This window comes from Pseudomonas sp. NA-150 (genome assembly GCF_044336365.1).
Classification (GTDB): Bacteria; Pseudomonadota; Gammaproteobacteria; order Pseudomonadales; family Pseudomonadaceae; genus Aquipseudomonas.
The window spans coordinates 2876346-2900793 of record NZ_CP172305.1 but is presented as its reverse complement, the minus strand read 5'-3'; the positions used below and the strand labels follow the sequence as shown (position 1 = coordinate 2900793).

21 protein-coding genes are annotated in these 24448 nt (G+C 59.0%); 13 read left to right on the top strand and 8 right to left on the bottom strand.

Going from position 1 to position 24448, the window contains the following annotated elements; genetic code table 11:
* Window positions 1-16: 16 nt before the first annotated feature.
* On the bottom strand, window positions 17-676 hold the full coding sequence (locus tag ACF0H7_RS13880; protein ID WP_397453311.1) for a glycosyltransferase: 660 nt from the start codon (window positions 674-676) through the stop codon (window positions 17-19).
* A gap of 191 nt (window positions 677-867) precedes the next feature.
* Here ACF0H7_RS13880 and ACF0H7_RS13875 point away from each other — a divergent pair, with 191 nt between their 5' ends.
* From ACF0H7_RS13875 to ACF0H7_RS13860, 4 genes are all read left to right on the top strand, one after another.
* Window positions 868-1107, top strand: coding sequence for a hypothetical protein (locus ACF0H7_RS13875; RefSeq protein WP_397453310.1), 240 nt, complete (start codon window positions 868-870; stop codon window positions 1105-1107).
* 347 nt (window positions 1108-1454) lie between these two features.
* Window positions 1455-1892, top strand: coding sequence for a hypothetical protein (locus tag ACF0H7_RS13870; RefSeq protein ID WP_397453309.1), 438 nt, complete (start codon window positions 1455-1457; stop codon window positions 1890-1892).
* 12 nt (window positions 1893-1904) lie between these two features.
* Window positions 1905-3194 (top strand): hypothetical protein, encoded by a 1290-nt coding sequence (locus ACF0H7_RS13865; protein ID WP_397453308.1) that lies wholly within the window; start codon window positions 1905-1907, stop codon window positions 3192-3194.
* A gap of 5 nt (window positions 3195-3199) precedes the next feature.
* Window positions 3200-4699 carry a Dyp-type peroxidase gene (locus ACF0H7_RS13860; protein ID WP_397453307.1) on the top strand — a complete coding sequence of 500 codons (1500 nt, stop codon included), beginning with the start codon at window positions 3200-3202 and terminating at the stop codon, window positions 4697-4699.
* On the opposite strand, the gene ACF0H7_RS13855 is transcribed toward ACF0H7_RS13860, so the two are convergent.
* The 5 genes from ACF0H7_RS13855 to ACF0H7_RS13835 all read right to left on the bottom strand — a co-directional run bounded on the left by ACF0H7_RS13855 (window position 4696) and on the right by ACF0H7_RS13835 (window position 12312).
* Window positions 4696-5883, bottom strand: a complete 1188-nt coding sequence (locus tag ACF0H7_RS13855; RefSeq protein ID WP_397453306.1) for a catalase family protein — start codon at window positions 5881-5883, stop codon at window positions 4696-4698. The two genes, ACF0H7_RS13860 and ACF0H7_RS13855, sit on opposite strands and share 4 nt — an antisense overlap.
* On the bottom strand, window positions 5880-7739 hold the full coding sequence (locus tag ACF0H7_RS13850; RefSeq protein ID WP_397453305.1) for a GMC family oxidoreductase: 1860 nt from the start codon (window positions 7737-7739) through the stop codon (window positions 5880-5882). The genes ACF0H7_RS13855 and ACF0H7_RS13850 overlap by 4 nt, the downstream gene beginning before the upstream one ends.
* Entirely contained in the window at window positions 7736-10270 is a 2535-nt protein-coding gene (locus ACF0H7_RS13845; protein ID WP_397453304.1) for a hypothetical protein, read from the bottom strand. The genes ACF0H7_RS13850 and ACF0H7_RS13845 overlap by 4 nt, the downstream gene beginning before the upstream one ends.
* A 711-nt stretch (window positions 10271-10981) precedes the next feature.
* On the bottom strand, window positions 10982-11413 hold the full coding sequence (locus tag ACF0H7_RS13840; RefSeq protein WP_397453303.1) for a nuclear transport factor 2 family protein: 432 nt from the start codon (window positions 11411-11413) through the stop codon (window positions 10982-10984).
* Window positions 11414-11484: 71 nt separating this feature from the next.
* Window positions 11485-12312 carry an NAD-dependent epimerase/dehydratase family protein gene (locus ACF0H7_RS13835; protein ID WP_397453302.1) on the bottom strand — a complete coding sequence of 276 codons (828 nt, stop codon included), beginning with the start codon at window positions 12310-12312 and terminating at the stop codon, window positions 11485-11487.
* Window positions 12313-12580: 268 nt separating this feature from the next.
* On the opposite strand from ACF0H7_RS13835, the gene ACF0H7_RS13830 reads away from it, so the two are divergent.
* Window positions 12581-13984 (top strand): MFS transporter, encoded by a 1404-nt coding sequence (locus ACF0H7_RS13830; RefSeq protein ID WP_397453301.1) that lies wholly within the window; start codon window positions 12581-12583, stop codon window positions 13982-13984.
* Window positions 13985-14238: 254 nt separating this feature from the next.
* Here ACF0H7_RS13830 and ACF0H7_RS13825 read toward each other — a convergent pair whose 3' ends face one another.
* Window positions 14239-15522, bottom strand: a complete 1284-nt coding sequence (locus ACF0H7_RS13825) for a D-tagatose-bisphosphate aldolase, class II, non-catalytic subunit (RefSeq protein ID WP_397453300.1) — start codon at window positions 15520-15522, stop codon at window positions 14239-14241.
* 136 nt (window positions 15523-15658) lie between these two features.
* Between ACF0H7_RS13825 and ACF0H7_RS13820 the strand changes: the two genes are divergently transcribed.
* From ACF0H7_RS13820 to chrA, 8 genes are all read left to right on the top strand, one after another.
* A complete protein-coding gene (locus ACF0H7_RS13820) occupies window positions 15659-16465 on the top strand; it encodes a DeoR/GlpR family DNA-binding transcription regulator (protein ID WP_397453299.1) in 807 nt (268 codons plus the stop codon).
* Window positions 16462-17439: an N-acetylglucosamine kinase gene (locus ACF0H7_RS13815; protein ID WP_397453298.1), complete on the top strand. Its 978-nt coding sequence runs from the start codon at window positions 16462-16464 to the stop codon at window positions 17437-17439. Before ACF0H7_RS13820 ends, ACF0H7_RS13815 begins: the two co-directional genes overlap by 4 nt.
* Before the next feature lie 16 nt (window positions 17440-17455).
* Complete coding sequence (locus ACF0H7_RS13810) at window positions 17456-18706, top strand: extracellular solute-binding protein (RefSeq protein WP_397453297.1); 1251 nt, start codon at window positions 17456-17458, stop codon at window positions 18704-18706.
* A gap of 60 nt (window positions 18707-18766) precedes the next feature.
* Window positions 18767-19672, top strand: a complete 906-nt coding sequence (locus tag ACF0H7_RS13805; RefSeq protein WP_397453296.1) for a carbohydrate ABC transporter permease — start codon at window positions 18767-18769, stop codon at window positions 19670-19672.
* The gene (locus ACF0H7_RS13800) at window positions 19672-20547 is read left to right on the top strand and encodes a carbohydrate ABC transporter permease (protein ID WP_397453295.1); all 876 of its coding nucleotides are present in this window, start codon (window positions 19672-19674) and stop codon (window positions 20545-20547) included. Before ACF0H7_RS13805 ends, ACF0H7_RS13800 begins: the two co-directional genes overlap by 1 nt.
* A gap of 31 nt (window positions 20548-20578) precedes the next feature.
* Window positions 20579-21532, top strand: a complete 954-nt coding sequence (locus ACF0H7_RS13795; RefSeq protein WP_397453294.1) for an SIS domain-containing protein — start codon at window positions 20579-20581, stop codon at window positions 21530-21532.
* A gap of 59 nt (window positions 21533-21591) precedes the next feature.
* Window positions 21592-22671, top strand: coding sequence for an ABC transporter ATP-binding protein (locus ACF0H7_RS13790; protein ID WP_397453293.1), 1080 nt, complete (start codon window positions 21592-21594; stop codon window positions 22669-22671).
* Window positions 22672-22796: 125 nt separating this feature from the next.
* Window positions 22797-24014, top strand: coding sequence for a chromate efflux transporter (chrA, locus tag ACF0H7_RS13785; RefSeq protein WP_397453292.1), 1218 nt, complete (start codon window positions 22797-22799; stop codon window positions 24012-24014).
* A gap of 24 nt (window positions 24015-24038) precedes the next feature.
* On the opposite strand, the gene pcaC is transcribed toward chrA, so the two are convergent.
* Window positions 24039-24437, bottom strand: a complete 399-nt coding sequence (pcaC, locus tag ACF0H7_RS13780; protein WP_397453291.1) for a 4-carboxymuconolactone decarboxylase — start codon at window positions 24435-24437, stop codon at window positions 24039-24041.
* Between the last annotated feature and the right edge of the window lie 11 nt (window positions 24438-24448).

Genomic DNA, 24448 nt, shown 5'->3' with positions numbered 1-24448 from the left:
CGCCGCCAGTCAGCCGTCAACCGGCAGGTTCAGCCAGCGAGCTGAGGTAATCACCGAAGCCTTCCCGGCACCGGCAGTTTTTACGAGCGCTGGTTTTCACTCGGTTGGCGGCCGTCCACTTGATGACCGCCCCGCTGCTTTCAAGGTCAGCGACCAAATGCACATCTTCGTGCGTCGGTAGAGCCCGGAAGCCACCGGCTCTGCGGTAGGCCTCGGAGGAAACGCCCAGGTTGGCCCCATGAATATGCCGGTGGCCATCCACGGGCGTGTAATGCGCGTCGTAACGCTCGCGCACCCCCGACGGGTGTTCGGACCAGTCGGTGACTTCTACGATCCCGCACACCGCATCCACTTCGAAGCCAAGCTGATCGGCCAGCCAGGAACCGGGAACGATGCTGTCTGCATCAGTGAACGCCAGCCAGCGGGCACCGATCGCCAACAGATGATCCGCGCCTTGCGCCCGGGTCTTGCCAACGTTACGGTGCGCGCAGACGAGTGTCGTGACGGGGTGCGCTTCGGCGATCCGGCGGGAGGTGTCCGTGCAGTCATCGAGCACGATGAGGATCTTCACGTGTTCATTGTTCAGACGTTCGTGACACGACGCCACCAGCAACGATTTGATGCAGGCGTCGAGCAACTGCTCTTCGTTGTGCACCGGGACGATGATTCCAATCATAGGCTGAGCTCCTCGGTGCAAGCGGCATTCACGCTGCGTTCTCTATCTCTCGACCGGCACTCCTGTCATTTGGTTGCAACTATTTTTCATGGATCGCAAGCAGCGCGATTTGAATCCCGTCCTCGCAAAAAAACCTCGAACTCATGACCGACGAGCCCCTCCAATGTAGGTAAACCCTCGAGGATAAAAACATGAACCCTGACAAACCTACCGATCAAGATCCATCAGAGGCCCCTTCAACCGGCATGCCTGTCGACTCATCGGGTAAGCCCGTCAATGTGGTGCAAAGGGATCTTCAGGACACGGATGACGCCAGCAAAGGCGTGGATGAAACCATCACCCCTTCGTCAACCAGAACCAAGGAACAGGATGCCGAGGAGCTGCAACGGAAAGTTGCCGAGATCGAACGAAAGGTGGCTGACAGTCATTGACCACAGTTTGCTCGCAGGGGCGGCGAGCATGCTGTGCAGCCCGGTGAAGACTACAAAGGCCATTGCTCCAGGACCTCTCGACCCAAAGCGCGGCGGGAGCCAACCAGACCAACGCCGCCAGCCAGGAACTGTCACGACTGGCAACTTCCTTTAATGCCCTGCTTGCACAATTCAAGCTTTAACCGGTAACACGCTTTAACCGGTGAAGAGTGCAGTTATGTCGAAACGCGATACCCATTAGAACCATTCAGTCGTGCGACCTGCATAAAAACAGTCTATTAACTTATTCAATTAATGGCTTTTCGAAAGAAGCAGTTGCCCGACACTCTTAGCGCAGGCCTACTACCATGAGCCCCCTCATCGAACAGTTGCTCAGTAAATCCCAAGCCGAACTGGACGCCTTATTCAGCACAAAAGAGGCCGGGCCGATTCCGAACGGCGAGGCCAAAGGCACAGCGATCATTGCACCGGGTACGGTTTTCAGTCCTGAAATAGCCAAGTTAATTAATCTATTTGCCTGGCAAGGCAAAGTATTCGATGCCGACAGCGGCACACTGCGCAATCACATTCTCCCGTTCGGTCTGAAGGCTATTATTGCCAACGTTTACAAGGGAGATAGTTTGCTCGACCAAAAACCATGCATTGTGCTGGACTACTCTACAACGTCGATTGTTGCGCATTGGGTTCGCGATGAGATTCGTTTGATTGCGCCGAACATCTATCTCGGCAAGGTGTACTGGGACAATTCCAGCCTGATTCATTTCGCCCTTGAGTTTCAACCTTGATTGAGCGGCCACATGATCAGCCAAGGACAGTTCATGGTGACCAGCCCGGTCCTCAACGACCGGGTCAGTGACCTGCGTGTCTTGCTCTCTAGCATGAACAGTGCCCCTGGGCAGGTTGATCCGATGAACACGCGGGTGCCCTTCGCCCGCTTCGAAAACATCCACTTCGCTCGCTTCGTTGTCGCCGATGATCAGACCCTGGGTGACCGGGCGGCGTTCTCCGGCCTGCCCGCCAACGAGCGCATTCTGCTGATCTTCCTCGCCGATTGCGATGGCCCAGGCGATGAGTTGATGGCGCGCATGGCGACAGAAGCCGGCCAAGGTCTGCGCGAGGTATTCAGCCATTGCGACGGCTTCGATGCAGGCACCGATCTACTGGCCTGGATGCAGGCACGCCAAACGCCACCGAGCGCGTTCTACGTCAACTGGATCGGCCGTACGGTGCGTCAGGTGCGTGAGGAAGCGGCGTTGCATGACGCGCTGCACCGCGAACTGCACGGTGGCGCCAGCGGCGTTTCTCGCGACACCGCGCAAAGCCTGCACCAGCATTTGCGTGCCGCGACCGTGGGCAACGGCACGCGGCTGACCCCGATCGAGCCCATGACCCTCAGGCAATGGATCGGCAAAGTCGGATTGATTGTCCTGCTGGCGTTGCTGGCGCTTGTGCTACTGATACCGCTGATCATCATCGCGCCGTTCTTCTTCATCGCCCTGCGCTACCACGAAAAAACCGACCCGGTGATCGATACGCGGGCCGACAGCGTCTATGTAAGCGCCATCGCCAAAGGTGAAGACCACGACGTCACCAACTCCTTCAGCGCCATCGGATCGTTGAAGCCCGGCGGGTTGCGGCTGCTGATCACCCAAGTGGCCCTGTGGGGGGTCGGCCAGACCGCAGTGCTGATCTTCAACCGTGGACGTCTGGCGCGGGTCAGCACCATTCACTTTGCGCGCTGGGTTTTGCTGGACGGCAACCGCCGGGTGTTCTTCGCCAGCAACTATGACGGCAGCCTTGAGAGCTACATGGATGACTTCATCAACAAGGTCGCGTTTGGCCTCAATCTGGTGTTTTCCAACGGCATCGCCTATCCGCCCACCGACTATCTGGTGCTTCGCGGCGCCTGGCAGGAACAGATGTTCAAGCAGTTCCTGCACCGTCACCAACTGAAGACGGACGTCTGGTACAAGGCCTACCCCGGTCTGACCAACGCTGACCTGGCGCGTAACGCGCGCATTCGCCAAGGCCTCGAAAGCACAACCCTGAGCGACGGCGCGATTCGACGCTGGCTGGCGGAGATCTGACGGGCATGCCGAAGTCAACCTTCACCGAAGCCGATGCGCGTGACACCCAGGCGTTGCTGAAGACCGCCTTCGACTCGCTGGCCTGCACCTTGCTGCTGCTACGCATTGAGGACGCCGCCGTGGCCCGCGCCTGGCTACGCTCGCACATCAACTCCGTGGCCAGCGTCCAGCAGATTGGCCGTGACAAGCCGCCGGTGGAACACACCCTACAGATGTCGCTGTCGGCTGCCGGGCTACGTGCATTGGGCCACCAGGCCATCCTCGATCAGTGCGCCAGTGAGTTCAGCACCAGCCTCGCTGATGCACCTGATCGCTTGCAGCGTCTGGGCGACATCGCCGAAAACGCACCGTCAAACTGGGCTTGGGGCGTTGCCGAGCGTGAGCCCCATGTGCTGCTGATGCTGTTCGCCAGCAAAGAGCAGCTGGCGGCGTTCAGCACCCGAATGCAGGAGTCCGCCCTCACCGCCGGACTGACGATTGTCCAACGTCTGGACACCAGTGATATGCATGGCTTTGAACCCTTCGGCTTCAAGGACGGCATCTCCCAGCCCGGCATTGATTGGGACGGCACCCGTGATCCGGGTTCCGACGCCGATATGGACTACCAAAACCGCATCACCCTCGGCGAATTCCTGCTCGGCTATCGCAACGAGTACAACCTGTATACCCAGCGCCCTTTGCTCCCGGCGCAGGACAGCAACGCGCAGTCGCTGCCCATCGCCGAGGATCAACCAGACCGGCGTGACCTTGGCCGCAACGGCTCTTACCTGGTGTTACGCCAACTGCAGCAGGACGTGAACGGGTTCTGGCGCTGGGTCTACGGGCAAGCCGCGGGCGACGCCGCCGCAGCCACTGCCCAGGCGCAAGCCATGGTCGGACGGCAGATTAGCGGTGAGCCATTGCACGGCGTTGACGCACAAAAAAGCGATCAGCCCGCCAATGATTTCACGTTCACTCACGATCGCGCCGGCCAGGTGTGCCCGATTGGCGCACACATCCGTCGTGCCAATCCGCGCTCCGGTGATTACCCTGACGGTCGCACGGGTCGGGTGGAAAAGCTGCTGACACTGCTTGGTCTGCGCGGATCGGCGGAAGACGATCGCATCGCCTCGTCGCGTTTTCATCGGCTTATCAGGCGTGGTCGTGAATACGGCTCTGCGCTGCCTCCTGCTCAGGCTGCCCAGGCAACCGACAACGGGTCGGAGACGGGCCTGCACTTCATCTGCCTCAATGCCAATCTCGCGCGGCAATTCGAGTTCATTCAGGGTGCCTGGCTGGCCAACGCGAAGTTCGCCGGCTTGAGCAACGAGCAGGATCCCTTATTGGGCAATCGCCAACCCTTTCCGGGGAACCAGCCGACCGATCGCTTCACTCGGCCACAGGCCGCTGGGCCTGGCCTGGTCAGCGCGAACTTGCCGCCATTCATCACCGTTCGCGGCGGCGCTTATTTCCTGCTGCCTGGGCTCAGGGCCTTGGCGTGGCTGCTGGCCGACCCACCGAATTAATCAAACATTTCATCACCGGTCGGCTCGATATGCGCTTCGTTGTTTTGCTGCAGACGGAAGCGCGCCAGCTCGTAATACATGCGCCCACGAGCGCGGCTTTGATTGCCCAGTGGTCGATGCTCGGGCACGCAGTGCCAGGGGTTGAGCGTCAGGTTACGCGCAAAGGCCAGTTGCTGCGGTGAGTCGAACGTCTGACGGGGAATGTGCAACGTGGCCACGGGGATACGCGGCGATAACCGCGTCGGCCATAGCACGCCGGCGTCTTCGATCGGCATCCGATGCGGGTCGGTCTGGACCTGCACCTGCATATGAAACTCGACGTCTTTTTCCGCCAGGGTTTTCACCATATTGTCGCGCAGGTAATTATCCGGCGGACGCAACGGCACGCGGGGAATCTCACGATAAACCTCGGTAATCGATTTGAAGCTGTATTGCATCGCTTGCCCCTCACCCAGCAGATAGGGCACGCAACTGTAGAAGATGTGGCCAAGTGGGTTGTATTGCGTTTCGTTCCACAAGCTCTGCATCAACAGGTCGAGGACGTGCGTGCCCGTTGGCCCGCTGGGGTCGAAGAAATAGAACAGCGGCATATGCCGTTTGCTCCACTTCTGCAGCTTGGCATTGGACCGGGTGTTGGGCGTGACGAAGGTCGGCGTGCAGACCCCGGTAAAGTCCTGGGTGAAGTGCTCGTCCTCCATCAGCTTTGGGCCGGGGACCCCCAGCAATTTCACGCCGATGCTGATGAAACCGGGATCGTCGATATCCGCCTCGATATGCGGGCCCGGCCCGGAAAAGCGAACGTAGCAACGATAGGTCCTGGGCTCGGCGAAAACACCCTTGCGCAGGTGCCCTGGCAGGTTGTCGTGAACAGTAAACGTCGCCTTCATCAACCCGTGGGTCTTGGTGTTGCCTGCCCGCTGCATGTCACCGGGCCTGAAGTCTTGGGCAAGGTGCGTGCGCATGGTATCGATCATGCTCTGCTGGCTGGCATGCTCGTCCGGATCAAACTGTTCCTGGGCCAGACCGAGCCCCTCATTCTTGCGCCCGATGTTGTAGAAAAACTGCAGCAGCGTCGCCGACGGTTCGCGCAATAATCGATTCAAAGCCGGTCGAAAGAACGGCTCGAATCGGCGCTCGACATGCAAAAGAAACAACAGTACGGCATGCACTCCCTTCAGAATCATGGCACGGCTCCTTCGCGAACAGTGGTCGAGCGCCGACGCTCGCCCGTTTCCTCAGCCTGAGCCAGGATGACCGAGGCTGCCTTTTCCGCGATCATGTAGATCGCGCTGACAATGAAAAAACCGGGGATGCGCGGGAACACCGATGCGTCGACCACCCGCAACGCCTTGACCCCATGCACGCGGAAGTCTCCATCGACCACGCCGCCGGCGTCACGCGGGCCGATGGCGCAGGTGCACGAGGCGTGGTGGCCCCAGGCATTGTCACGAATCCATTGCGCCAGTGCCTCGCCCTGGAGGTGGCTGCCGGGCTGGTCCTCCGTGGCGCCGCGCAAGGGCGCCGCGATGCTGCGGGCGATTTCCACGGCCTCGACCAGCGCGGCGAGATCACGGTCGCCGCCTTGACTGAAATAGTTGAAATCGATCCGAGGTGGCTGTCGCGGGTTACTCGAACGCAGGGTGACAGTGCCGGTCCGGTTGCGCGTGTGGCCCTTGAGCACGCACCAGGTCAACTTGTCGTGCGTGTTGTAAAGGTCTTTGGAATAGCCTTCGTAGTAACCCTTGAACGGCACCAGCATGCCCATCATGAACAGGTCCGGATCAGCGTCGCTTTGGCTCGATCGGCGGGTGACGGTCAGGGTTGAACCGTTGGAGCCATACAGACCACGCCCACCGCCCTGCCACCGTTTGAATAACGAGTCCGTGTCATCAAAGCGGGCGCCTTTCAACGAGGCCCAGGGCCGCGTCATTTTGTAGATCACCCCGACCTCGTAGCGATCTTGCAGGTTGCTGCCGACACCGGGCAGATCGACCTTGAGCGGTATCCCCCACTCATTGAGGCCGGCGGCCGCGCCGATCCCGGAAAGCATCAGCAGTTGCGGAGAGTTGAACACGCCGCCGCAGAGAATGACTTCGCGTCGCGCCAACACCCGCCGTGGCTTGCCTGGCTCATCGACCGGGGGCACTGCAGCGCTGTAGAGGTGGCGGCCTTTGAGGTATTCGACACCGATGGCACGCTCGCCGTCGAATACAACCCGTGTGGCCAGCGCCTGGGTTTCGATGGTCAGCTGTCCGGGGCAACGCCGCGCAACGTCCAGCAGACGCTCCCGCGTGCCAACCCGCCGATGGCCCGCTGTCGAGAGCGGCGAATAGCCGATGCCTTCCTTACCCGTGGTGCGCGCATCATTGGGGTCGCCTTTGCCTGCGACCAAGCGCAACAGCATCGCCAGCCAGCCGGGAATGCCATGCAGGGCCGCCAGCGCACTGGCCGCCAAGCTCCAGACCAACCACCTGTCGCCAATCGCCTGCAACGGATCGAAGCGCTCGGTCCGCAGCCACCCTGCCCAGCCATGACCGGTCGGGTCGATGCCGACATGGCGCAGCAAGCGCCACAGCGGGCGATATCGGCAATCCTCGACCCGCCGCGCCCATGTGCGCATCGCCTGCGCGGACCAGGAAGGATCGCCGGTCAACGCGGCAATGCCGTCCCAATCTGAATCATGGGCCGCCATGAAAATCATCGCATTGTGTGCGGTGCAGCCACCCAAGGTGCTGGCGCGCGGATAAAGAATGCCGTCAACACCGCACTTGCTGTCACGCGCCGCCAGCACAGGGTCTGCGTAGTGATTGACCTTGAAGTTCCAGCTCATGTCCGGGTGTTCGGAGGCGTGAGCATGAAACGCCGGCACTTGGTATTGCCCGGGAAGACCGGGCTGAGGGTCTTCGCTGGCGTCGGTACCGGCTTCGAGCAACACCACTTTCATGCCACTTTCTGCCAGGCGCGCGGCCAGCGTTCCACCACCCGCTCCCGAACCCACGATCACATAATCGCAGTCGAGAGCGTCGTCTTGCGTGGTCATAGCGTTTTCAGAAACTCGATCAAGGCGTGCTTGTCGTCATCACTCAACACCGGCTCGGTACCGAACGCCTTTTCATCTTCGGTCAGACCGCTGGTTTCGTTGAACTGCGCGGTGCCGAAATAATGGCCTCGATTGACCACGAAGTCCGGGCACTTGTTGAGGCTCATCAGGTCATCGCGCACATTGGCGAAGTGCTCGCGCAACTGCGCGTTATCGCTGGTGGCAGGCACGCTGAGCAGGTCCGCTTTCAACTGCACCAGAAAATTCAATAGCTTCACGTAATGGTCAGTGATGTCCGTTGGCGATTTGCTTTCCGCCAGAAGTTGCAGGTTAGCCAACAGATTGACGGGCATCCCCTGCGGGATCGGCCCCAGTCGCAGGAAGCCATCGGCATCCACCAGCTTATCGATCAGTTTTTCGCCCACCGGCCCCGCGACTTTCCTGATCTGGTCCACATAGAAACTCGGCACCAGCAGGAAGCTGCGCTGATCGGTGCGGTCGATCCAGCCGTTGACCTTGTCCTGCAGCAGCGGGTCATGCAGACGCTTTTGTGGCCACAGCATTTGCTCGATGGAGGCGTTGAACGAGTCCATTCGCCCCTTCACCGAGGGGTCGCCGGTGAACGGCCCGACCGTGTTGTTGAGCAGGAACGGCGCCGTCGACCAGATCGAGGTCAACGACGGAACCCGGGTATAGCCACGCCCACCGGCCTTCATCGGGTAACTCCAGGCGTGGCCGTCGAACGGGTCCTGTAGCGTTACGCTGCCCACCGAAGGCAGCGACTTGTAGGACGAGGACGAGAAATCATTCCAGATATTGCCCTCGATCGCATTGGTCGCCAGCGGGCTGCACACGTTGGTGCGCAGCAGGGTCGCTGGAATCCGTGCGTCGGTCGACAGGTAGTTGCCCTGAAGAAAATCCGGCGCGTCGACGATCGTGCGCATCTGGTGTTTGAAGTCGTCGGTCTGGGTCCAGCCCCACCACTTCTTGAAGCACGCCATGTAGTTCGGGCCGTTGCAATCGACCAGGCCGAGCGACTCGGGTGGTGTGGGCGCCTTGCTGGAATGGCATCGCGCGCAGGTAGTGGCGAAGATTTCTCGTCCATGGCCCATGACGCTGCTGTCACTGCTCAGGTAGGCACCGCCGCCTGGCGCATCCGCCAGGTGGTCAGGCTTGGCTGCGGCGAGGAAGAACTTCGCGGTATTGACGGTGCCCTGCTCGGTGGCGCGCCAATAGGCCGAATGCTTCTCGGCGATTGCGATCTCGAACGGGGTGATCGGCTTGCCGCCGACCACGGCATTGAAGTGCCTCAACCACTCTTCGCTGAACAGCCCGATATTGATGTAGACACGGTTGAGCGCGCCCAGCCCCCCAACCGAATCCGAGCCATCTTTCAGGATGTGCGGCGTCCAGACTTCATCCGGTTTTTTATACAGCTCGGTCAGCCAACCGGAGCTCACGAAATCATTGAACTGCTTGTTGTTCTGCTCGCCGCCGGAAAGTTTTTCATGGCCGATGCGTTTCCCCATCTCCAACCGGGCCTGCAAGCTGTAGATCGCGTTCATGGTGCGCGGATTGTTAATGTTGTCGGTGGAGACCAGGGAGGTGTCCATCGCACCGGGACGGTAGGTGCGCACCAATTGGTACATGAAATTCTGTTTGTTCGGGGTGGCCAGGAATAACCGGTCTACCCACATGTACTGCGCACCCACGGTCGAGTTGAGATCGGCCCATTGCGGATGGACCGGGTCTGCCGGCGGGTGGATCGGGCTGGGTCCGACGTGGCAGAGGCCACAAGACATGCCAACGCGATAAGGACGAATCAGGTTTGGATTACTGTAATAAGCAGGGTCGGAATAGTACTTCTTGATGTCCCAGGCGGCCTTGGCCTTTTCATCGAAATCCGGATTGGTGAACAGGCGCAGGCCGACAATGCCCGTGGGTTCACCGAAATACGACCCGACCGGAAACACCGAACCGTCCTGAAAGGTGGTGCCCCGTGAGCCGATCTTCGCGCCGGGGTATTTCTGCGCATTGGCGAATGGGTCCGCGGCGCAGTCGCTGCGCCGCATATCGAGCCGCAGGCCGAAACGCGACGGATCACCGTCAGGCAGCGCTGGATCAAAACAGGGTTCGTTGACCAGGCCCAACGTCTTCCAGCGTTGTGCTCGGTCCATGTCGCTGCCGGGCGGTGGCGCGATGATTTTCAACAGATCGAATCCGCCCAGGGTCGGTTTACCCATCCAGTCCCAAAACCGATCGTTGCCACCGCTCCAGACCAGCCACATGTTGCGACCGCGCTCCTCGTCGGCGGTGAGCTTCACGCCATTGTCCATGTCCTTGAAGTAGGGTTCGTCGGCCTGCGGCAAGTTTTTTTCAGTTAATCCGGCGCGGGTGGCTTCATCGTCGACAGCGTTGCCGTCGCATGCGGCCACCACCAGGCAAACCAGGAAAATCGATGCCGTGCGCACACGTGGTTGCAGGCATCTCAAGCCCCTGTTTGGCCAGGTCGACCCCAATGCACGTAGCATGTGTGGACTCCTTCTCGCTGTCGGCGGTGGCTCGCACCGTTATGACGTTTAGTCCGAGAGCGTCACTCCCACGGCTGGACGTTCAGTCGCAGTTTTCCTTTGAGGCAAGGCGGTGTGGGTTAATTGAATAGCAGATTGATCTCGACACAGGGCTTGCCCGCGCCGAACTGAATACCCCCAGTACATTGATGCCGATAGGGAGTGTGGGGAAGGTAAAGAATTGATCCAACATTGAAACCACAGAACGGATCGACCGCCGCTCGATTGCGCACGCAGACCCCCATCGCATAGTCACGAGTGTCGATGACGGGAACGTGTGTGCCATGTACACGCCTCTCTCCTTTATTGGTCCAGCTGAATGGCTCTACGACATAACGTCACGCGTGTTTAAGTGAAGTTCAGCGCACGTCAGAACTTACTGAACGACACACACGTACAGGCTGCATTCAGAAAAACATGCTTGTCATCTGGACACTGGAGAGAATAGGTGGCGACGGAATTGGCTCATGGAACATTTAGGTATTGAGCGCTGACAACTTATACCTAATGGGTATTTAGAGTACCGGCAATATGCCCCGAACCAGTCGGCTTCCCCTACCCACGAAATGAGGGATTAGTTCGTCACAGCCTCTTGCACGCCCTGACGTCAAACGCCGGGTATCGATAGTAAAATCGACCCCGGCGTTCGTTTGAACTGGACCGTGTGCAGACTCAGAAGCGGAAAGCTTGTCGACCGATCAGCTTCCATTCGCCGTGCTGTTTTTTCCAGATCTGGAAGTTCTCGATTTCGGTTGGAACCAACACACCGCTATTGACGGCCTGAGCCGAGAAGTGATTACGCACCAAGGCCACATCACCGTTCATGGTGATTTTCTGGTTCAGCATCTTCAGCTCATTAAAACCGCTTTTTCCCGTCTCGATGTCCGAGATAAAAGCCTGTTTGTCCTGAATCGTTCCGCTGGAATGCCCGTAGGTCAGGTTGTCAGCGGTCAGGTTTTGCAGTTTAGCGATGTTCTTGTGCAACATGGCCTGGGTCAGTTGGTCCACTGCCGCGGCAACGTCCTTCTCTCCCGACGCTGGCGCGGCCGCCACGTACCCGCTAAACAGACACAAAAAACCAATAAGCAGTTTAACGTTCTTCATCATGTTTCCTTGTTGTTGTGATGTGTTCGGAAAAAAAGATGGATCAGTAGAGGGCGCTTGTTGCCTTGGCTTTAGTTATCGCCGAATGGCCCCGACGCCACAAATGCGCCGCCTTGGTAAACCATGCTTGGATCATCTGCCGCTGGCATGGGTTGGGCTTCAACCTGCTCGCGAAAGACCTCGGAAGTGTCCTGCGCCTTGTAATTCAGATGCGCAGCGAATGTATTGTCCCACCAGACATTTTGGTTATCCGACACTCCGTAAACCACGGTATGGCCAACGTTCGGCGTGTACAGCGCGCACTCCAGCAATTGCGTCAAATCGCCGAAACTTAACCAGGTACTCATCATTCTGCGGTTTTGCGGTTCGCTGAACGAAGAGCCGATACGGATGCTCACGGTCTCAATGCCATAGCGGTCGAAATAGAAGCTGGCCACGTCTTCGCCATAAGACTTGGACAAGCCGTAGTAGCTGTCGGGGCGACGCAGAGAGTGTGCATCCAGCCGCTGGTCCTGCTTATGGAAGCCAATGACATGATTTGAACTGGCGAAAATCACGCGTTTTACATTGTGGCGACGTGCTGCTTCATAGATATGAAATACGCCACAGATGTTGGCGCCGAGAATTTCTTCAAACGGACGCTCCACCGATACGCCGCCAAAATGCAGGATGGCATCAACGCCCTCGACCAATTGGTCAACGGCTTGCTTGTCGGCAAGATCACACGGCTGGACTTCTTCACTCTCATCCAGCGCAGGCGTCATCTGGCTAATGTCGGAGAGGCGCAGAATCTTGCTGAAAGGTCGCAGACGTTGGCGTAGCACCTGGCCGAGGCCACCGGCAGCACCTGTCAAGAGAAGGCGATTGAACGGTTGAGGGGCAGTCTTTGCGGTCGTCATTAGGGGAATCGCTCTGTCGTATTCTTATTTGTCATGCGTTGTCGTACAACATCGGACCGATTATCAAAACATCTCGGGTTGATTGTCAACACCCTGAAAATCAAGATCGTCCCCCCGTATCAAGCGAGTACGCGTTCGTCCAGGCAGCCTGAATGGGCCGGGGGCACGGTTGTTTTTTTCAATGACCGCGAAATCAAACTGGCTTCCGATTTGTTGTACGATGACGTATAACAACCAAACTAAATCCAAAAACAATAAAAGTGACGACATGAATCTAAACGAACCCCTCAACGCGCAAAGCGTCGGCCAGACCGTCGGTAAATATCGCTGGACTATCTGTGCGCTGTTGTTTTTTGCCACCACCATCAATTACCTCGACCGCCAGGTGCTCAGTCTGTTGGCGCCGGACCTGTCCAGGCAATTCGGCTGGAGTAATACCGATTACGCCAACATCGCGGCTGTCTTCCAGTTCGTGTACGCGATTTCCATGCTGTTCGCTGGCCGTGTAGTCGACAAGATCGGCTCCAAGGCAGGCTTTGTCGTGGCGATCTGCATCTGGTCAAGCGGCGCGCTGCTGCACGCCTTTTCCGTGCCAATGGGCGAAGGCATCGCTGCTGTGTGCGGCGCGTTTGGAATTGCCGCCATCCCGGTCTCGATCGCCGGCTTTATGCTGGCGCGCGCTGTGCTGGCAATCGGTGAATCGGGCAATTTCCCGACCGCGATCAAGGTCACGGCCGAATACTTCCCGAAGAAGGAGCGCTCGTTAGCCACCGGCATCTTCAACTCCGGCGCTAATATCGGGGCGATCCTGGCACCGATCTGCGTGCCGTTGATCGGCAGCCTATGGGGTTGGGAAGCGGCCTTCCTCGTGATCGGCCTGCTGGGCTTCGTTTGGATGGGATTCTGGCTCGCGCTGTACAAAAAACCGGAGTTGCAAACACGCCTGTCAGCGCAGGAGTTGGCGTACATCCGCATGGATCAGGACCCGCAGGAAGCCGTTAGCGTAGATCCGTCGGGCATCGTCAAAAAAGTCTCGTGGTTCCAGTTGCTGAAATACCGCCAAACCTGGGCGTTCACCTTCGGCAAATTCATGACCGATGGCGTCTGGTGGTTCTTCCTGTTCTGGCTCCCTACTTACCTGTCGGAGCAATACGGCATGAAGGGCGCGGCCATCGTGCTACCGCTGACGGTGCTGTACAGCATGACCATGGTGGGCAGCATCGGCGGTGGCTGGTTCCCCAGCTATTTCATGTCGCGCGGCGATGCGCCGTATGACGGGCGAATGAAAGCCATGCTGGTGATCGCGCTCTTTCCGCTGGTGGTGCTGCTGGCGCAGCCATTCGGTTACATCAGTTTCTGGGTGCCGGTGGTGTTGATTGGTATCGGCGCGTCGGCGCATCAGGCCTGGTCGGCGAATATATTCACCACCGTATCGGATATGTTTCCGAAAAAAGCCGTCGGGTCCGTGGTCGGTATTGGTGGCATGGCGGGTGGCTTTGGTGGGGTCGTGCTGACCAAAATCGGCGGCTGGGTGTTTGACCACTACAAACTGATCGGCGACATCCGTACCGGCTACATGATCATGTTTGCGGTCTGCGCAGTCGCTTACCTGGTGGCGTGGAGCGTGATGAAGCTGTTGGTGCCACGCCACAAGCAAATCACCGATCTGTAAGCGGCTGTAGCGACTAAAGAGTCGACAGGCAGGGCGCACGATGCACGTAGTCGTGAAAGCCCTGCACCGCCAAGATCTCCCACAGTAGATCTGTGGCAGGAACACAAACAATATCCACGCACAACTCCCTTGTTGGAGCTGCCGCAGGCTGCGATAAGGCCCGAAGGACCTTCGCGATGGCGATCGTTCGCAGCCTTCGACAGCGCCTACAGGGATTGTGTGTTGCTTGGGAATATAGAATCTCCCACATTCACCTATGTCCCTTGGCACGCACGCTGATACGTCGCCAATACGCGACGTACCGAACCTAGCAAGAGTGCGTGCGCCGTCGCAGCACAGTCCCCTTTCACCACTTGCGGGTAAAGCTCTGGCAAGTATTGGCTGATGAGCGTTTCTGGAATCGCCCGTTCCCCCAATGTCGACAACAACGCCTCGACTGCCGCGTGAGCCTCGGCCGACGGCCAGTAATAACGAATGCGATCGCTGTAACTGAAGTGCCGCTGCAACCGCAGCGCCTGGCTATCGCCGTGGTAGTACTTGTCCCAATAATGAGGCTCGGCCAGCATTAAACGCTCCATGGCCTGACGCAACCCCAACTGTTCGGGGCGCGCGTACAACACCGAGGCGATATGGTCCAGGGCATACAACGTCTCGCGCAACGCGAAGGTCAGCCCAGGTCCGACTTTCAAGATGGCAAAGCCATCCTGCACCAAGGCATTGAGTGCCGACTGGGGTTGGTAGTCGGTGGAATGCGCTTCAAAGACTACTTGTTGCTCCTGAGCCAATACAGCGCTCAAGGACCGCGCTTTGCTGCTGTCGTACACCACAACGTTTTCATTGCCAAACTCGACCCCTGGCTGCACCACCACGCCGATCACTCTGCTGAACGCATCCTGCAAACCAAGCGCGGCAAAGGCCCGCTGATGACTGGCAATTGTTTCCCGCGCCGCCTCTGCGGTGGTGACCTGAAGGTTTTCGACGACCTCCATAGCGCCGCCAGGCACGGGCACTTCTGTACCGATCACGTACACAGGTCCCCGCAGACCCGACTGTGTTGCAGCACGCTCGGCAACGGCGGCAAGTCGCGCGGCTCGTTCAGCCACTAAGTCTCCGGACAGCGGTTCGACCTCACCCAGGCATCCCATGCTGGCGTCCAGGTGAATCTTGCTAAAGCCGGCCTGAACATAGGCTTCCAGCATTTTCTCGGCACGCCCCAAGGCCTCTTCGGCAGGCAGGTTCTTCCAGGGGTTGGGGCCTAAATGGTCGCCACCGAGTAGCAATCGTCGGTGATCGAAGCCGACGCTGTCCGCAATACGCAGCACAAACAAACGGAAATCAGCGGGGGTCATTCCGGTGTAGCCCCCCTCATGATTGACCTGATTACAGGTGGCCTCAATCAGTACCGGGCCATTGCCGTGCAAGCCTTCGCGCAACGCTGCCTCGATAACGATGGAGTGAGCGCTGCACACCGAGGTAATCCCGACGGGGTCCCCTTGAGCGTGAAGAGCAGCAAGCGTACTCAAGGAAAAGGTCTGCATGATCGGTAAACTCCGGAGCGGCCATTGGAGCCAATACTCTATGAGGCAAAACGATCACAATCAATCATAATTTTGATTGACATTGATTTTTTAAAACTTATATTAACCATCAACAGATCAAGAGTGAGCACATAACTTGACCAAAGATGAACGCATTGCGCTGATTTGCCAGCACCTCTACAGCCATGGCGAGAGCACAATCCAGACCATTGCAGAAATCACGGACGCCTCCCTGGCGACGATTCGCCGCGACCTGCAAGCGCTTGAAGCCGACGGCGTGATTCGCCGCACCCATGGCGGCGCCTGCATCGCCAAAAGTGCTGGAGTGGAGGTCGCTTTCGACCTGCGGGAAAACCAGAATCTGTATGCCAAACGCGCCATCGCCGACAGCGCCTTCGATTTGATCGTGTCCAATAGCACAATCTTTCTCGACGCCGGCACCACGGTGCTGCAATTGGCCCGCCGGTTGCGCCTGGACCCTCGCCCTGTGTCGGTCTTCACCAACTGCCTGAACGTGGCGCAAGTGTTGATGAATACCCCGGGCGTCAAAATCGTGGTGTTGGGTGGGCAACTGCGGGCCGAGAACGCGTCAATGGTCGGGCCTATCGCCGAGGGCATGTTGGATAACCTGTGGATTGACCAATTGTTTCTCGGCGCTGGCGCCATCGCCCCCGATGCATGCATTTACAGCCTCGACGAAAACGAAGCGCGCCTGAATCAGAAAATGATCGCTCGCGCCGCTAACACCCTGCTGTTGGCCGACTCCAGCAAGTTCGATCAACGCCTGACCTACAAAGTCGCGGCACTGACCCACGCGCTGACGCTGATCACCGATGATCAGTTGCCCGAAGCCTGGCGCCTGCGTCTGAACGAAGTCGGCTGCACAACCCTGCAAGCGTCTACCCAAAACCAAAAGCACGACGATCAGGACGCCGACGAGTGAAGCCGCTGATTCTGGGACTGGACAGTGGGGGTTCGAAAACCCTGGTGGCGGTCGCTGATCGCCACGGTCAGGTCCTTCAGTTGCTGGCAGGTAGCGGCCTTGACCCGCTTGCCAATCCACAGTGGCAAGACTCCCTCGAGCAACTGCTGTCGCCCTTGCACCCGCAGCTCCACGACCTGCAAGCGGCCGTGCTCGGGCTGCCTTTACATGGCGAGATTGACCGTTACTCCCGGTTGCAGCAGCACGTAGCGCAGCGCTTGTTGCCCTGCCCGGCGCGGGTGCAAAACGACGTGCGAATCGCCTTCGACGGTGCGCTGGTCAATCGACCGGGCGTGTTGCTGTTGGCCGGTACCGGCTCGATGGCCTGGGCCAGCTTGAACGGGCCTGATGCCGAGCACATTCGCATTGGCGGCTGGGGGGATATCTTCGGTGACGAAGGCAGTGCCTATTGGATTGGCCGCGAAGCGCTGGGGTGGGTCAGCCGCTCAATCGATGGTCGAGCCCACTGCCCCGGCCTGACCCAAGCCACACTGGCGCATTTGGGCCTGGGTGCCGACGAACTGCTCGCCTGGTGCTATGGCCTGGAGAACCGCCGAGCCGGACTTGCTGCACTGGCGGAGTTGGTATCGCGCCTCGCCGAACACGGTGATCCGCACGCGACCGCACTGCTGGCAAGCGCCGCGGTGCACCTTGCCGATCACGTCAGTACAGCCTGGCGCGCTCTGGGCCGAAGCGGCCTGCCCACCTGGAGCTACGCCGGGGGTGTTTTCGCCAACCGCAGCCTACTCACGCAGGTCAGCCATCATCTTGGCTGCCTCCCTTCTCCCCCGCGCTTACCGCCCGTTGGCGGCGCCCTGCTCCGTGCTGCTCAAGAGGCCGGATGGAACCCGGATGACAACTGGGTCGATACCTTGGCCCTGAGCCTTGCCAACAACAGCTCAGGTCCTGATGCACCACCACCGCCGTTCACGTGATTGAGAGGGTTCTGACATGCTTAGACGCTATGTGCTTGCTTCACTCGCCGTGCTTCAACTTTCAATCGCCCTGCCGGCATTCGCTCAGGCACCAGGCCAGATCACCAGTGTGCTATTGCCGCCCTGGGGTACGTTGCCGAAAACCATGACCGAGCGCTTGCACGCGCAGACGGGCACCCAGCTGGACACCCAAACCCTGGGCTGGGACGAAATTCGTACCAAGATCGCCACCTCCATGATTGCCAATACGCCACCTGCGGACGCGACGGAAGTGGACTGGTCCTGGGTTGGACAGTTCGGTGCCGCGCAGTGGTATCAATCACTGGGTGACGCGGTGGACGCCAAGACCCTTGCCGATATCCCGTCAGCCAAAATCTTCATGTTCAACGGCCAGTTGATGGCAGTGCCCTATGCCAACGACTTTCGCATCCTTATCTACAACCGTGATCACCTGCAACGTGCTGGCATTCAGAACGTGCCGACCACGCCGCAACAACTGTTAACCGCCGCCAAAGCCATCAAGGCGGCCAACATCACCAAATACCCGATCGGCTTGCCATTGTCGGCCACCGAAGGCAGTGCCACCGCGTGGTATCTGCTGACCAAGGTGTTCGGCGGCGAACTGTTCAATGACAAGTTGGAGCCGCTGTTCATCAGCCCTGGCTCCGCAGGCTACAAGGCCATGAGTTTCGAGATCGAAGCACTCAAAGAAGGCTTGATCAGCCCCGCCGCCACTGGACTGAAAGACGTCGAGGTGCAAGAGCTGTTCAAGAAGGGTGATATTTCCTTCGACGTCGCAGGCTGGGCCGGCAACATTGCCGTTTACACCGACCCAGGCAAATCCCAGGTCGCATCGTCAACCGCGGCAGGCCTGATGCTGAGCACCAGCGGCACTGCCCGCACCATTGGTTTGCCCGAAGCGGTCGGCATTCCAGTGTCTGCCAGCAACAAAGAGGGCGCCAAGGCCTTCATCAACTGGTGGCTCAAGCCCGAAAACCAGATCGAAAGCTACACCACGCTGGGCAACCTGCCGACCCGTACCTCGGTGCTCAAACAGCTGAACAGCGAAGGCAAGCTCAAGAGCGGTGACGTGATTCTGCAACAGGCCGCGCTGGTCGATCCGCTGTTCAGCCAAGGCACGCCCGTGTGGTACCCGCAATTCACCAGCGCCGTCTCCACCGCCCTCAATCAGGCAGCCAAAGGTGAGCTGACTGTCGATCAGGCCGTCGCGCAGATTGCTGCCGAAGCCAAGAGCGCCATGCAGTAATACATCGACCTCGCCGCCAGTACGCTGGCGGCTTGATTTCGCTCAGGAGTTGCAACCCCAATGATCTTGGCCACGCTCAAGCAGCGCTTGCGCTGCGTATCAAGCGAAACATGGCTGGGCTACGTCTATGTGCTACCCATTGTGGTAATCATGGGCAGCCTGGTGTTTATGCCGCTGGTGACCACGGTATTCGACAGCCTGTATCAAATCGATCCGATGCGCCCCGGAAATCCATTTATCGGCCTGCGCAACTACCAAAACCTGATGGGCGACAACAACGTCCAGCACGCCTGGTGGAACACCCTGGCCTACGTGGTCATCGCAGTGGCGTTGCAGGCGATTGGCGGCCTTGGCGCGGCCCTGCTGTTGAACAAGATCCGCTACGGTCGGCAATGGTTGCTGGCGGTGCTGGTATTGCCCTGGTGCCTGCCGCCGGTTGTCAACGCGCTGGTCTGGCTATGGATCTATAACCCCAGCTACGGCCTGCTGAACAACGTATTGCATGCGCTGGGGTTGATCGGCGAAAACAAAGTCTGGTTCAACGACCGTCAAACCGCGTTGTTTTTGATCGCACTGGTGCACGTCTGGCGAATGCTGCCACTGACCGCAATTATTTTGCTGGCCGCCTTGCAAAGCATTCCCAGCGACCTTTATGAAGCGGCAAAACTGGACGGCGCCGGCCCCCTGAAATGCTTTCGGTTGATTACCTTGCCGCTGATCTCCGGCGGACTGGCGATCGCCTTGAGCCAATCGACGGTCTTCGCCTTCAACCTGTTTGATGAAGCGTGGATTCTCAGCGGCTCGAGTCTGGATACCCGCAGTGTGATTATCCAGGTCTATATGTCGGCGTTCCAAAACCTCAAATTTTCCTACGGCATGGCGTTGTCAGTGCTGGCGATGATCGCATCGCTGGTGGTCTCGATGATCTATGTGCTCAAGGTCTACCGGGAAACGAGGTTCGACTGATGCGCAATTTTCTCCTGCCCGGCCTGTACAAACTCGCGTTCGCACTGGCTGTCGGCCTGCTGCTGTTCTGGTCATTAGGGCCGATCTACTGGGCGGTGGTCACCAGCCTGACGCCCCCCAAGGACATGCTCACCTCGAGCCTGAGCCTGTGGCCACAACAACCTACGCTTGAACATTACGCCAAGCTGTTTGGAGCCAGCAGCCTGTCCCAGGGCAACCAGGTGCAGTCGGTGTGGCCGCAGTTTCGCGCCGCGTTTTTCAACAGTCTGGTGACCTCGGTAGCGGCCACCCTGGTCACCGTATGCATCGCCGCATTCGGCGGTTACGCCTTCGTGCGCCTGAAGTTTCCAGGACGCGACGTGCTGTTCGGATTGCTGGTCGCGAGCATGGCCGTGCCCGCCTACACCGTGATGATTCCGCTGTACCGATTGATGATCTCGCTCGGGTTGATCGACACCTACCTGGGTGTGACGCTGATCTACGTCTCGGCGTTCCTGCCACTGGCCTTGTGGTTGATGCGTAGCGTCTACCAGTCGTTGCCCGTATCGCTGGAAGAGGCGGCCTGGCTGGATGGCGCCGGGCGCACCTATACCTTGGTGCGCATCGTGCTGCCACTGGCGACACCGGGACTGATCGCCAGCGCGATCCTCACCTTTCTCAGTGCCTGGGGCCAGTTCATGGTGCCGCTGGTGTTCTCGCCGACATTGGCGACCAAGCCACTGACGGTACTGATCCCCGAGTTTGTCACGCGCAACTATGTCGACTACGGCCTGATGAACGCAGCAGGCGTGGTAGCCATGTTGCCACCGGTGCTGTTGGTGATTTTCCTGAATCGTTTCCTGGTTCGCGGGCTGATTGCCGGCGCCACTAAATAACCCTTCCCTTGATAAAAGGACTGCCCCTGCCATGAACGTCACCGAGCAAGTAATCGTTGAGCAATTTCCCTTCTGGGAGGCCGCCCATACCCTGCCCCTGCCTGTCATCAAAGCCACCACCGTTGTCGTGGTTGGCTGTGGCACCTCCTACTACCTGGCCCAAGTGGTTGCCAGTGCCTTTACCCTATCCGGCCAACAAGCCATCGCCGTCCCCGGCGGCGAATGGGCCCGCAGACGGTTTGCCTACGTCGCCAATCAGGACGATATCTGCGTGGTTGCACTGTCGCGAAGCGGTGAGTCCACAGAAACCGTCCAGGCGGTAGACGTCAGCCGCGCGGCTGGCTTACCCACCGTGGCCATTACCTGCGAAAGCGCCAGCTCCCTGGCGAAATCCGCCGAGCAAGTGATTTTCGCCGCCACCCATGCCCGCGAAGGCATCGTGATGACCAGCTCCGCCAGCTTGATGCTGTTGATGGGGTTGCGACTGGCCGGCGTCGAGATCAGTCCGGCCATTGCCGAGGCCGCGCAGACAACCCTGCAAAGCCTCGATGCGCAGATGCAACCGCGCTTTGTTTCCCGCTCGCACTATGTGTACCTGGGCGCCGGCGCCTACTACGGCCTGGCAGCCGAAGGTGCGCTGAAATTGCAGGAAATGAGCCTGACCTACACCCAGGTCTTCCACCCGATGGAGTTCCGTCACGGCCCGATAAGCCTGGTCGATGACAACACCTGCATCGTCATCCTTTACAGCCCGGATACCCTTGCCGAAGAAACCGTACTGGCTGCAGAGCTACAAGCGAAAGGCGCCTTGGTGATCGGCCTTGGCGGCCCAGGTGATCTGAGCTTGCCGATCAGCCACGAGGGGCTCGAACGCAGCCTGGTGATGCTCCCGGCGTTGCAGCTTTTCGGCGAACTGTTGGCCCGCCACAAGCATCTGGACAGCACCGCCCCGCGTCACCTGAGCAAAATCGTCCTCCTTCCCTGAACCGACTTGGCGCGCCCCGGCAATGTTGGCGACGCGCCTTCCCTAGGCGGTAACTTTAGATGGCAACAGTAAACATTCGGCAACTGCAAAAGAGTTATGGCGCCATCAAGGTTTTACATGGCATTGACCTGGACATCGCCGATGGCGAATTCGTATCCCTGGTAGGCGCCTCTGGCTGTGGCAAGTCGACCTTGCTGCGCATGATTGCCGGGCTCGAATCGATCAGCGGCGGCACGATCGAATTGGGTAATCGGGTGATCAACGACGTTTCGCCGAAAGATCGGGACATCGCCATGGTCTTTCAAAACTACGCGCTCTACCCGCACATGACCGTGGCAGAAAATATGGGTTTCAGCCTGCATCTGCGCAACGAACCACCTGCGCAGATTCGAAAATCCGTGCAAGACGTGGCCGCGTTGCTTGGTCTGGAAAATTACCTGGAACGTTACCCCAAGGCGCTCTCCGGTGGCCAACGGCAGAGGGTTGCTATGGGTCGGGCAATCGTTCGGCAACCGCAGGTTTTCCTGTTCGATGAGCCCCTCTCCAACCTCGACGCCAAGCTGCGGGTTCAGATGCGCATCGAGATCCGCTCTCTGCAAAGACGACTGGGCACAACCGCCATCTACGTGACCCACGACCAGATGGAAGCGATGACCATGTCGGATCGCATCGTCATCATGAACGCGGGTCGAGTCGAGCAAGTTGGCTCGCCCGTCGAGGTTTACGATCGTCCCGCCAACCTGTTCGTGGCGACGTTTATCGGTTCGCCCTCCATGAACCTGCTCGAAGGTGTGCTGCACCATACCGAAACTGACTCCCAGCTATCACTCGGCAGCCATACGCTGTCGCTCAATCGTCGGATAGAGCAACCTGAAGGCAGCGTGCTGACCCTGGGTATCCGCCCTGAACACTTAACGCTGGAGCCTCTCGACGGGCCGACATTCAGCCTGCCATTCACCATTGATCTGATCGAGCCGACAGGTGCCGAGAGCCATGTCTACGGCCGCACTGGCACCACCCGGCTGGTGGCGTCACTGTCACGGCGCGACTCGTTGCACCTGGGCGATGAGGTGTTGTTGCAGGCGCGTGTTGAGCATATTCATCTGTTCGACAGTGCCAGTGGTGCGCGACTGGAGTGACCCGTGCCAACGCCGGGTGAGGTACTGAGCGTGTTCACTCCTCAAACGGGCTGATTAAATGTAGAGTCGCAATTGAATGATCGTTGGATAACCCAGTCCATCAGCCTCTGTGGGGAGCATGAGTGTTGTCGGTAGAAAGCAGTAACAAGGTGGTTGCATCTGATTCCGCATGGTCGGTGTTTCTGGTGTTCTTGCGCTTGGGACTCACGTCTTTCGGTGGCCCGATTGCGCATTTGGGGTATTTTCGCGAAGAGTTCGTCGCTCGGCGCCAATGGCTCAGCGAGCGCAGCTTTGTCGATTTGGTGGCTCTGTGCCAGTTCCTTCCGGGGCCTGCGAGTAGCCAGGTTGGCCTGGCATTAGGGCTATCGCGTGCCGGATTTTCCGGCGCTGTTGCCGCGTGGGCAGGTTTCACATTGCCGTCGGCGGTCATTCTGGTGCTGTTCGCTCAGGGCATGTCCACGTGGGGAAGTGCTGTCCCGAGCGGTCTATTGCACGGCCTTAAAGTCGTCGCGGTCGCGGTCGTTGCTCAAGCAGTCTGGGGCATGGCTCGCACGCTGTGTACCGATGTGACGCGCGTGACCATCGCCGCGTTCGCTGCCTGCGCTGCGCTCCTGTGGCCCGGTGCAGGGGTACAGATCGGGTTGATCGTCTGCGCCGCCATCCTCGGCTTGATGCTGTTTAAACCCGCTCAAGGCCACGCTGCGGAATCCTTACCCATCTCGGTCAGCCGGACGGTGGGCGTGATCTCGTTGGTGGTCTTCTTCAGCTTAATAGCGGGTCTTCCCTTGCTGATTCAGGTCGTGCCTTCTCAAACACTGGCGATGGTGAACGACTTTTACCGTGCCGGTTCATTGGTCTTCGGCGGGGGGCATGTGGTGTTGCCGTTACTTCAGGCGGCAACGGTACCCAACGGCTGGGTCACCAACGACACGTTCCTGGCGGGGTATGGCGTAGCACAGGCGGTACCGGGCCCACTCTTTACCTTTGCAGCATTTCTTGGCGCATCCATGAACGTCCAGCCTTCCGGTTGGGTGGGCGCAACGGTGTGCCTCATCGCGATCTTTGCGCCTTCATTCCTCTTGGTGATCGGCGTGTTGCCGTTCTGGGAGCAACTGAGGCACAGCTTTCGCACCCAAGCGGCGCTGGCAGGGATTAACGCGGGAGTGGTCGGGCTGCTCTTGGCAGCCCTGTACAACCCGGTCTGGACCAGTGCCATATTAAAACCCCAGGACTTCGGCTTGGCGCTGATCGCCCTGGTTGCCTTAATGTTCTGGAAGACCCCGCCGTGGTTGGTGGTCTTGGGCAGTGGCGCGCTCGGGTGGCTGCTCAGCACTGTTTTTTGAACAACACCCGCTCACTCAATACGGTTAATCCGCGTTCAACGACTCAGTCCCCATCTCGTCCCACACTTGTTCAGCCAAGTGGAACGTCGCATTGGCCGCCGGAATGCCGCAGTAAATGGCGCTCTGCATCAGCACCTCTTTGATTTCGTCACGGGTCACGCCGTTGTGCCTGGCGGCCTTGAGGTGCAGACGCAGTTCCCCTTCGCGATTCATGCCGATCAGCATGGCGATGGTGATCAGGCTGCGGGTGTGGCGTGGTAATCCGGGGCGGGTCCAGATGTCGCCCCAGGCGTGGCGGGTGATCATTTCCTGAAACTCACCGTTGAACGGGGTCAGCCCTTCCAGACTGCGATCCACGTGCGCGTCGCCGAGCACTTCGCGACGCACTTTCATGCCGGCTTCGTAACGTTGTTGTTCGTCCATTTCACTTCCTC

Coding starts and splice junctions, on each gene's coding strand:
- pcaC (WP_397453291.1), bottom strand. CDS start 24,437: ATGGACGAACAACAACGTTACGAAGCCGGCATGAAAGTGCGTCGCGAA.
- ACF0H7_RS13850 (WP_397453305.1), bottom strand. CDS start 7,739: ATGACCACGCAAGACGACGCTCTCGACTGCGATTATGTGATCGTGGGT.
- ACF0H7_RS13795 (WP_397453294.1), top strand. CDS start 20,579: ATGAACGTCACCGAGCAAGTAATCGTTGAGCAATTTCCCTTCTGGGAG.
- ACF0H7_RS13845 (WP_397453304.1), bottom strand. CDS start 10,270: ATGCTACGTGCATTGGGGTCGACCTGGCCAAACAGGGGCTTGAGATGC.
- ACF0H7_RS13870 (WP_397453309.1), top strand. CDS start 1,455: ATGAGCCCCCTCATCGAACAGTTGCTCAGTAAATCCCAAGCCGAACTG.
- ACF0H7_RS13875 (WP_397453310.1), top strand. CDS start 868: ATGAACCCTGACAAACCTACCGATCAAGATCCATCAGAGGCCCCTTCA.
- ACF0H7_RS13835 (WP_397453302.1), bottom strand. CDS start 12,312: ATGACGACCGCAAAGACTGCCCCTCAACCGTTCAATCGCCTTCTCTTG.
- ACF0H7_RS13840 (WP_397453303.1), bottom strand. CDS start 11,413: ATGAAGAACGTTAAACTGCTTATTGGTTTTTTGTGTCTGTTTAGCGGG.
- ACF0H7_RS13865 (WP_397453308.1), top strand. CDS start 1,905: ATGATCAGCCAAGGACAGTTCATGGTGACCAGCCCGGTCCTCAACGAC.
- ACF0H7_RS13800 (WP_397453295.1), top strand. CDS start 19,672: ATGCGCAATTTTCTCCTGCCCGGCCTGTACAAACTCGCGTTCGCACTG.
- ACF0H7_RS13825 (WP_397453300.1), bottom strand. CDS start 15,522: ATGCAGACCTTTTCCTTGAGTACGCTTGCTGCTCTTCACGCTCAAGGG.
- ACF0H7_RS13860 (WP_397453307.1), top strand. CDS start 3,200: ATGCCGAAGTCAACCTTCACCGAAGCCGATGCGCGTGACACCCAGGCG.
- ACF0H7_RS13830 (WP_397453301.1), top strand. CDS start 12,581: ATGAATCTAAACGAACCCCTCAACGCGCAAAGCGTCGGCCAGACCGTC.
- ACF0H7_RS13855 (WP_397453306.1), bottom strand. CDS start 5,883: ATGATTCTGAAGGGAGTGCATGCCGTACTGTTGTTTCTTTTGCATGTC.
- ACF0H7_RS13810 (WP_397453297.1), top strand. CDS start 17,456: ATGCTTAGACGCTATGTGCTTGCTTCACTCGCCGTGCTTCAACTTTCA.
- ACF0H7_RS13805 (WP_397453296.1), top strand. CDS start 18,767: ATGATCTTGGCCACGCTCAAGCAGCGCTTGCGCTGCGTATCAAGCGAA.
- ACF0H7_RS13790 (WP_397453293.1), top strand. CDS start 21,592: ATGGCAACAGTAAACATTCGGCAACTGCAAAAGAGTTATGGCGCCATC.
- ACF0H7_RS13880 (WP_397453311.1), bottom strand. CDS start 676: ATGATTGGAATCATCGTCCCGGTGCACAACGAAGAGCAGTTGCTCGAC.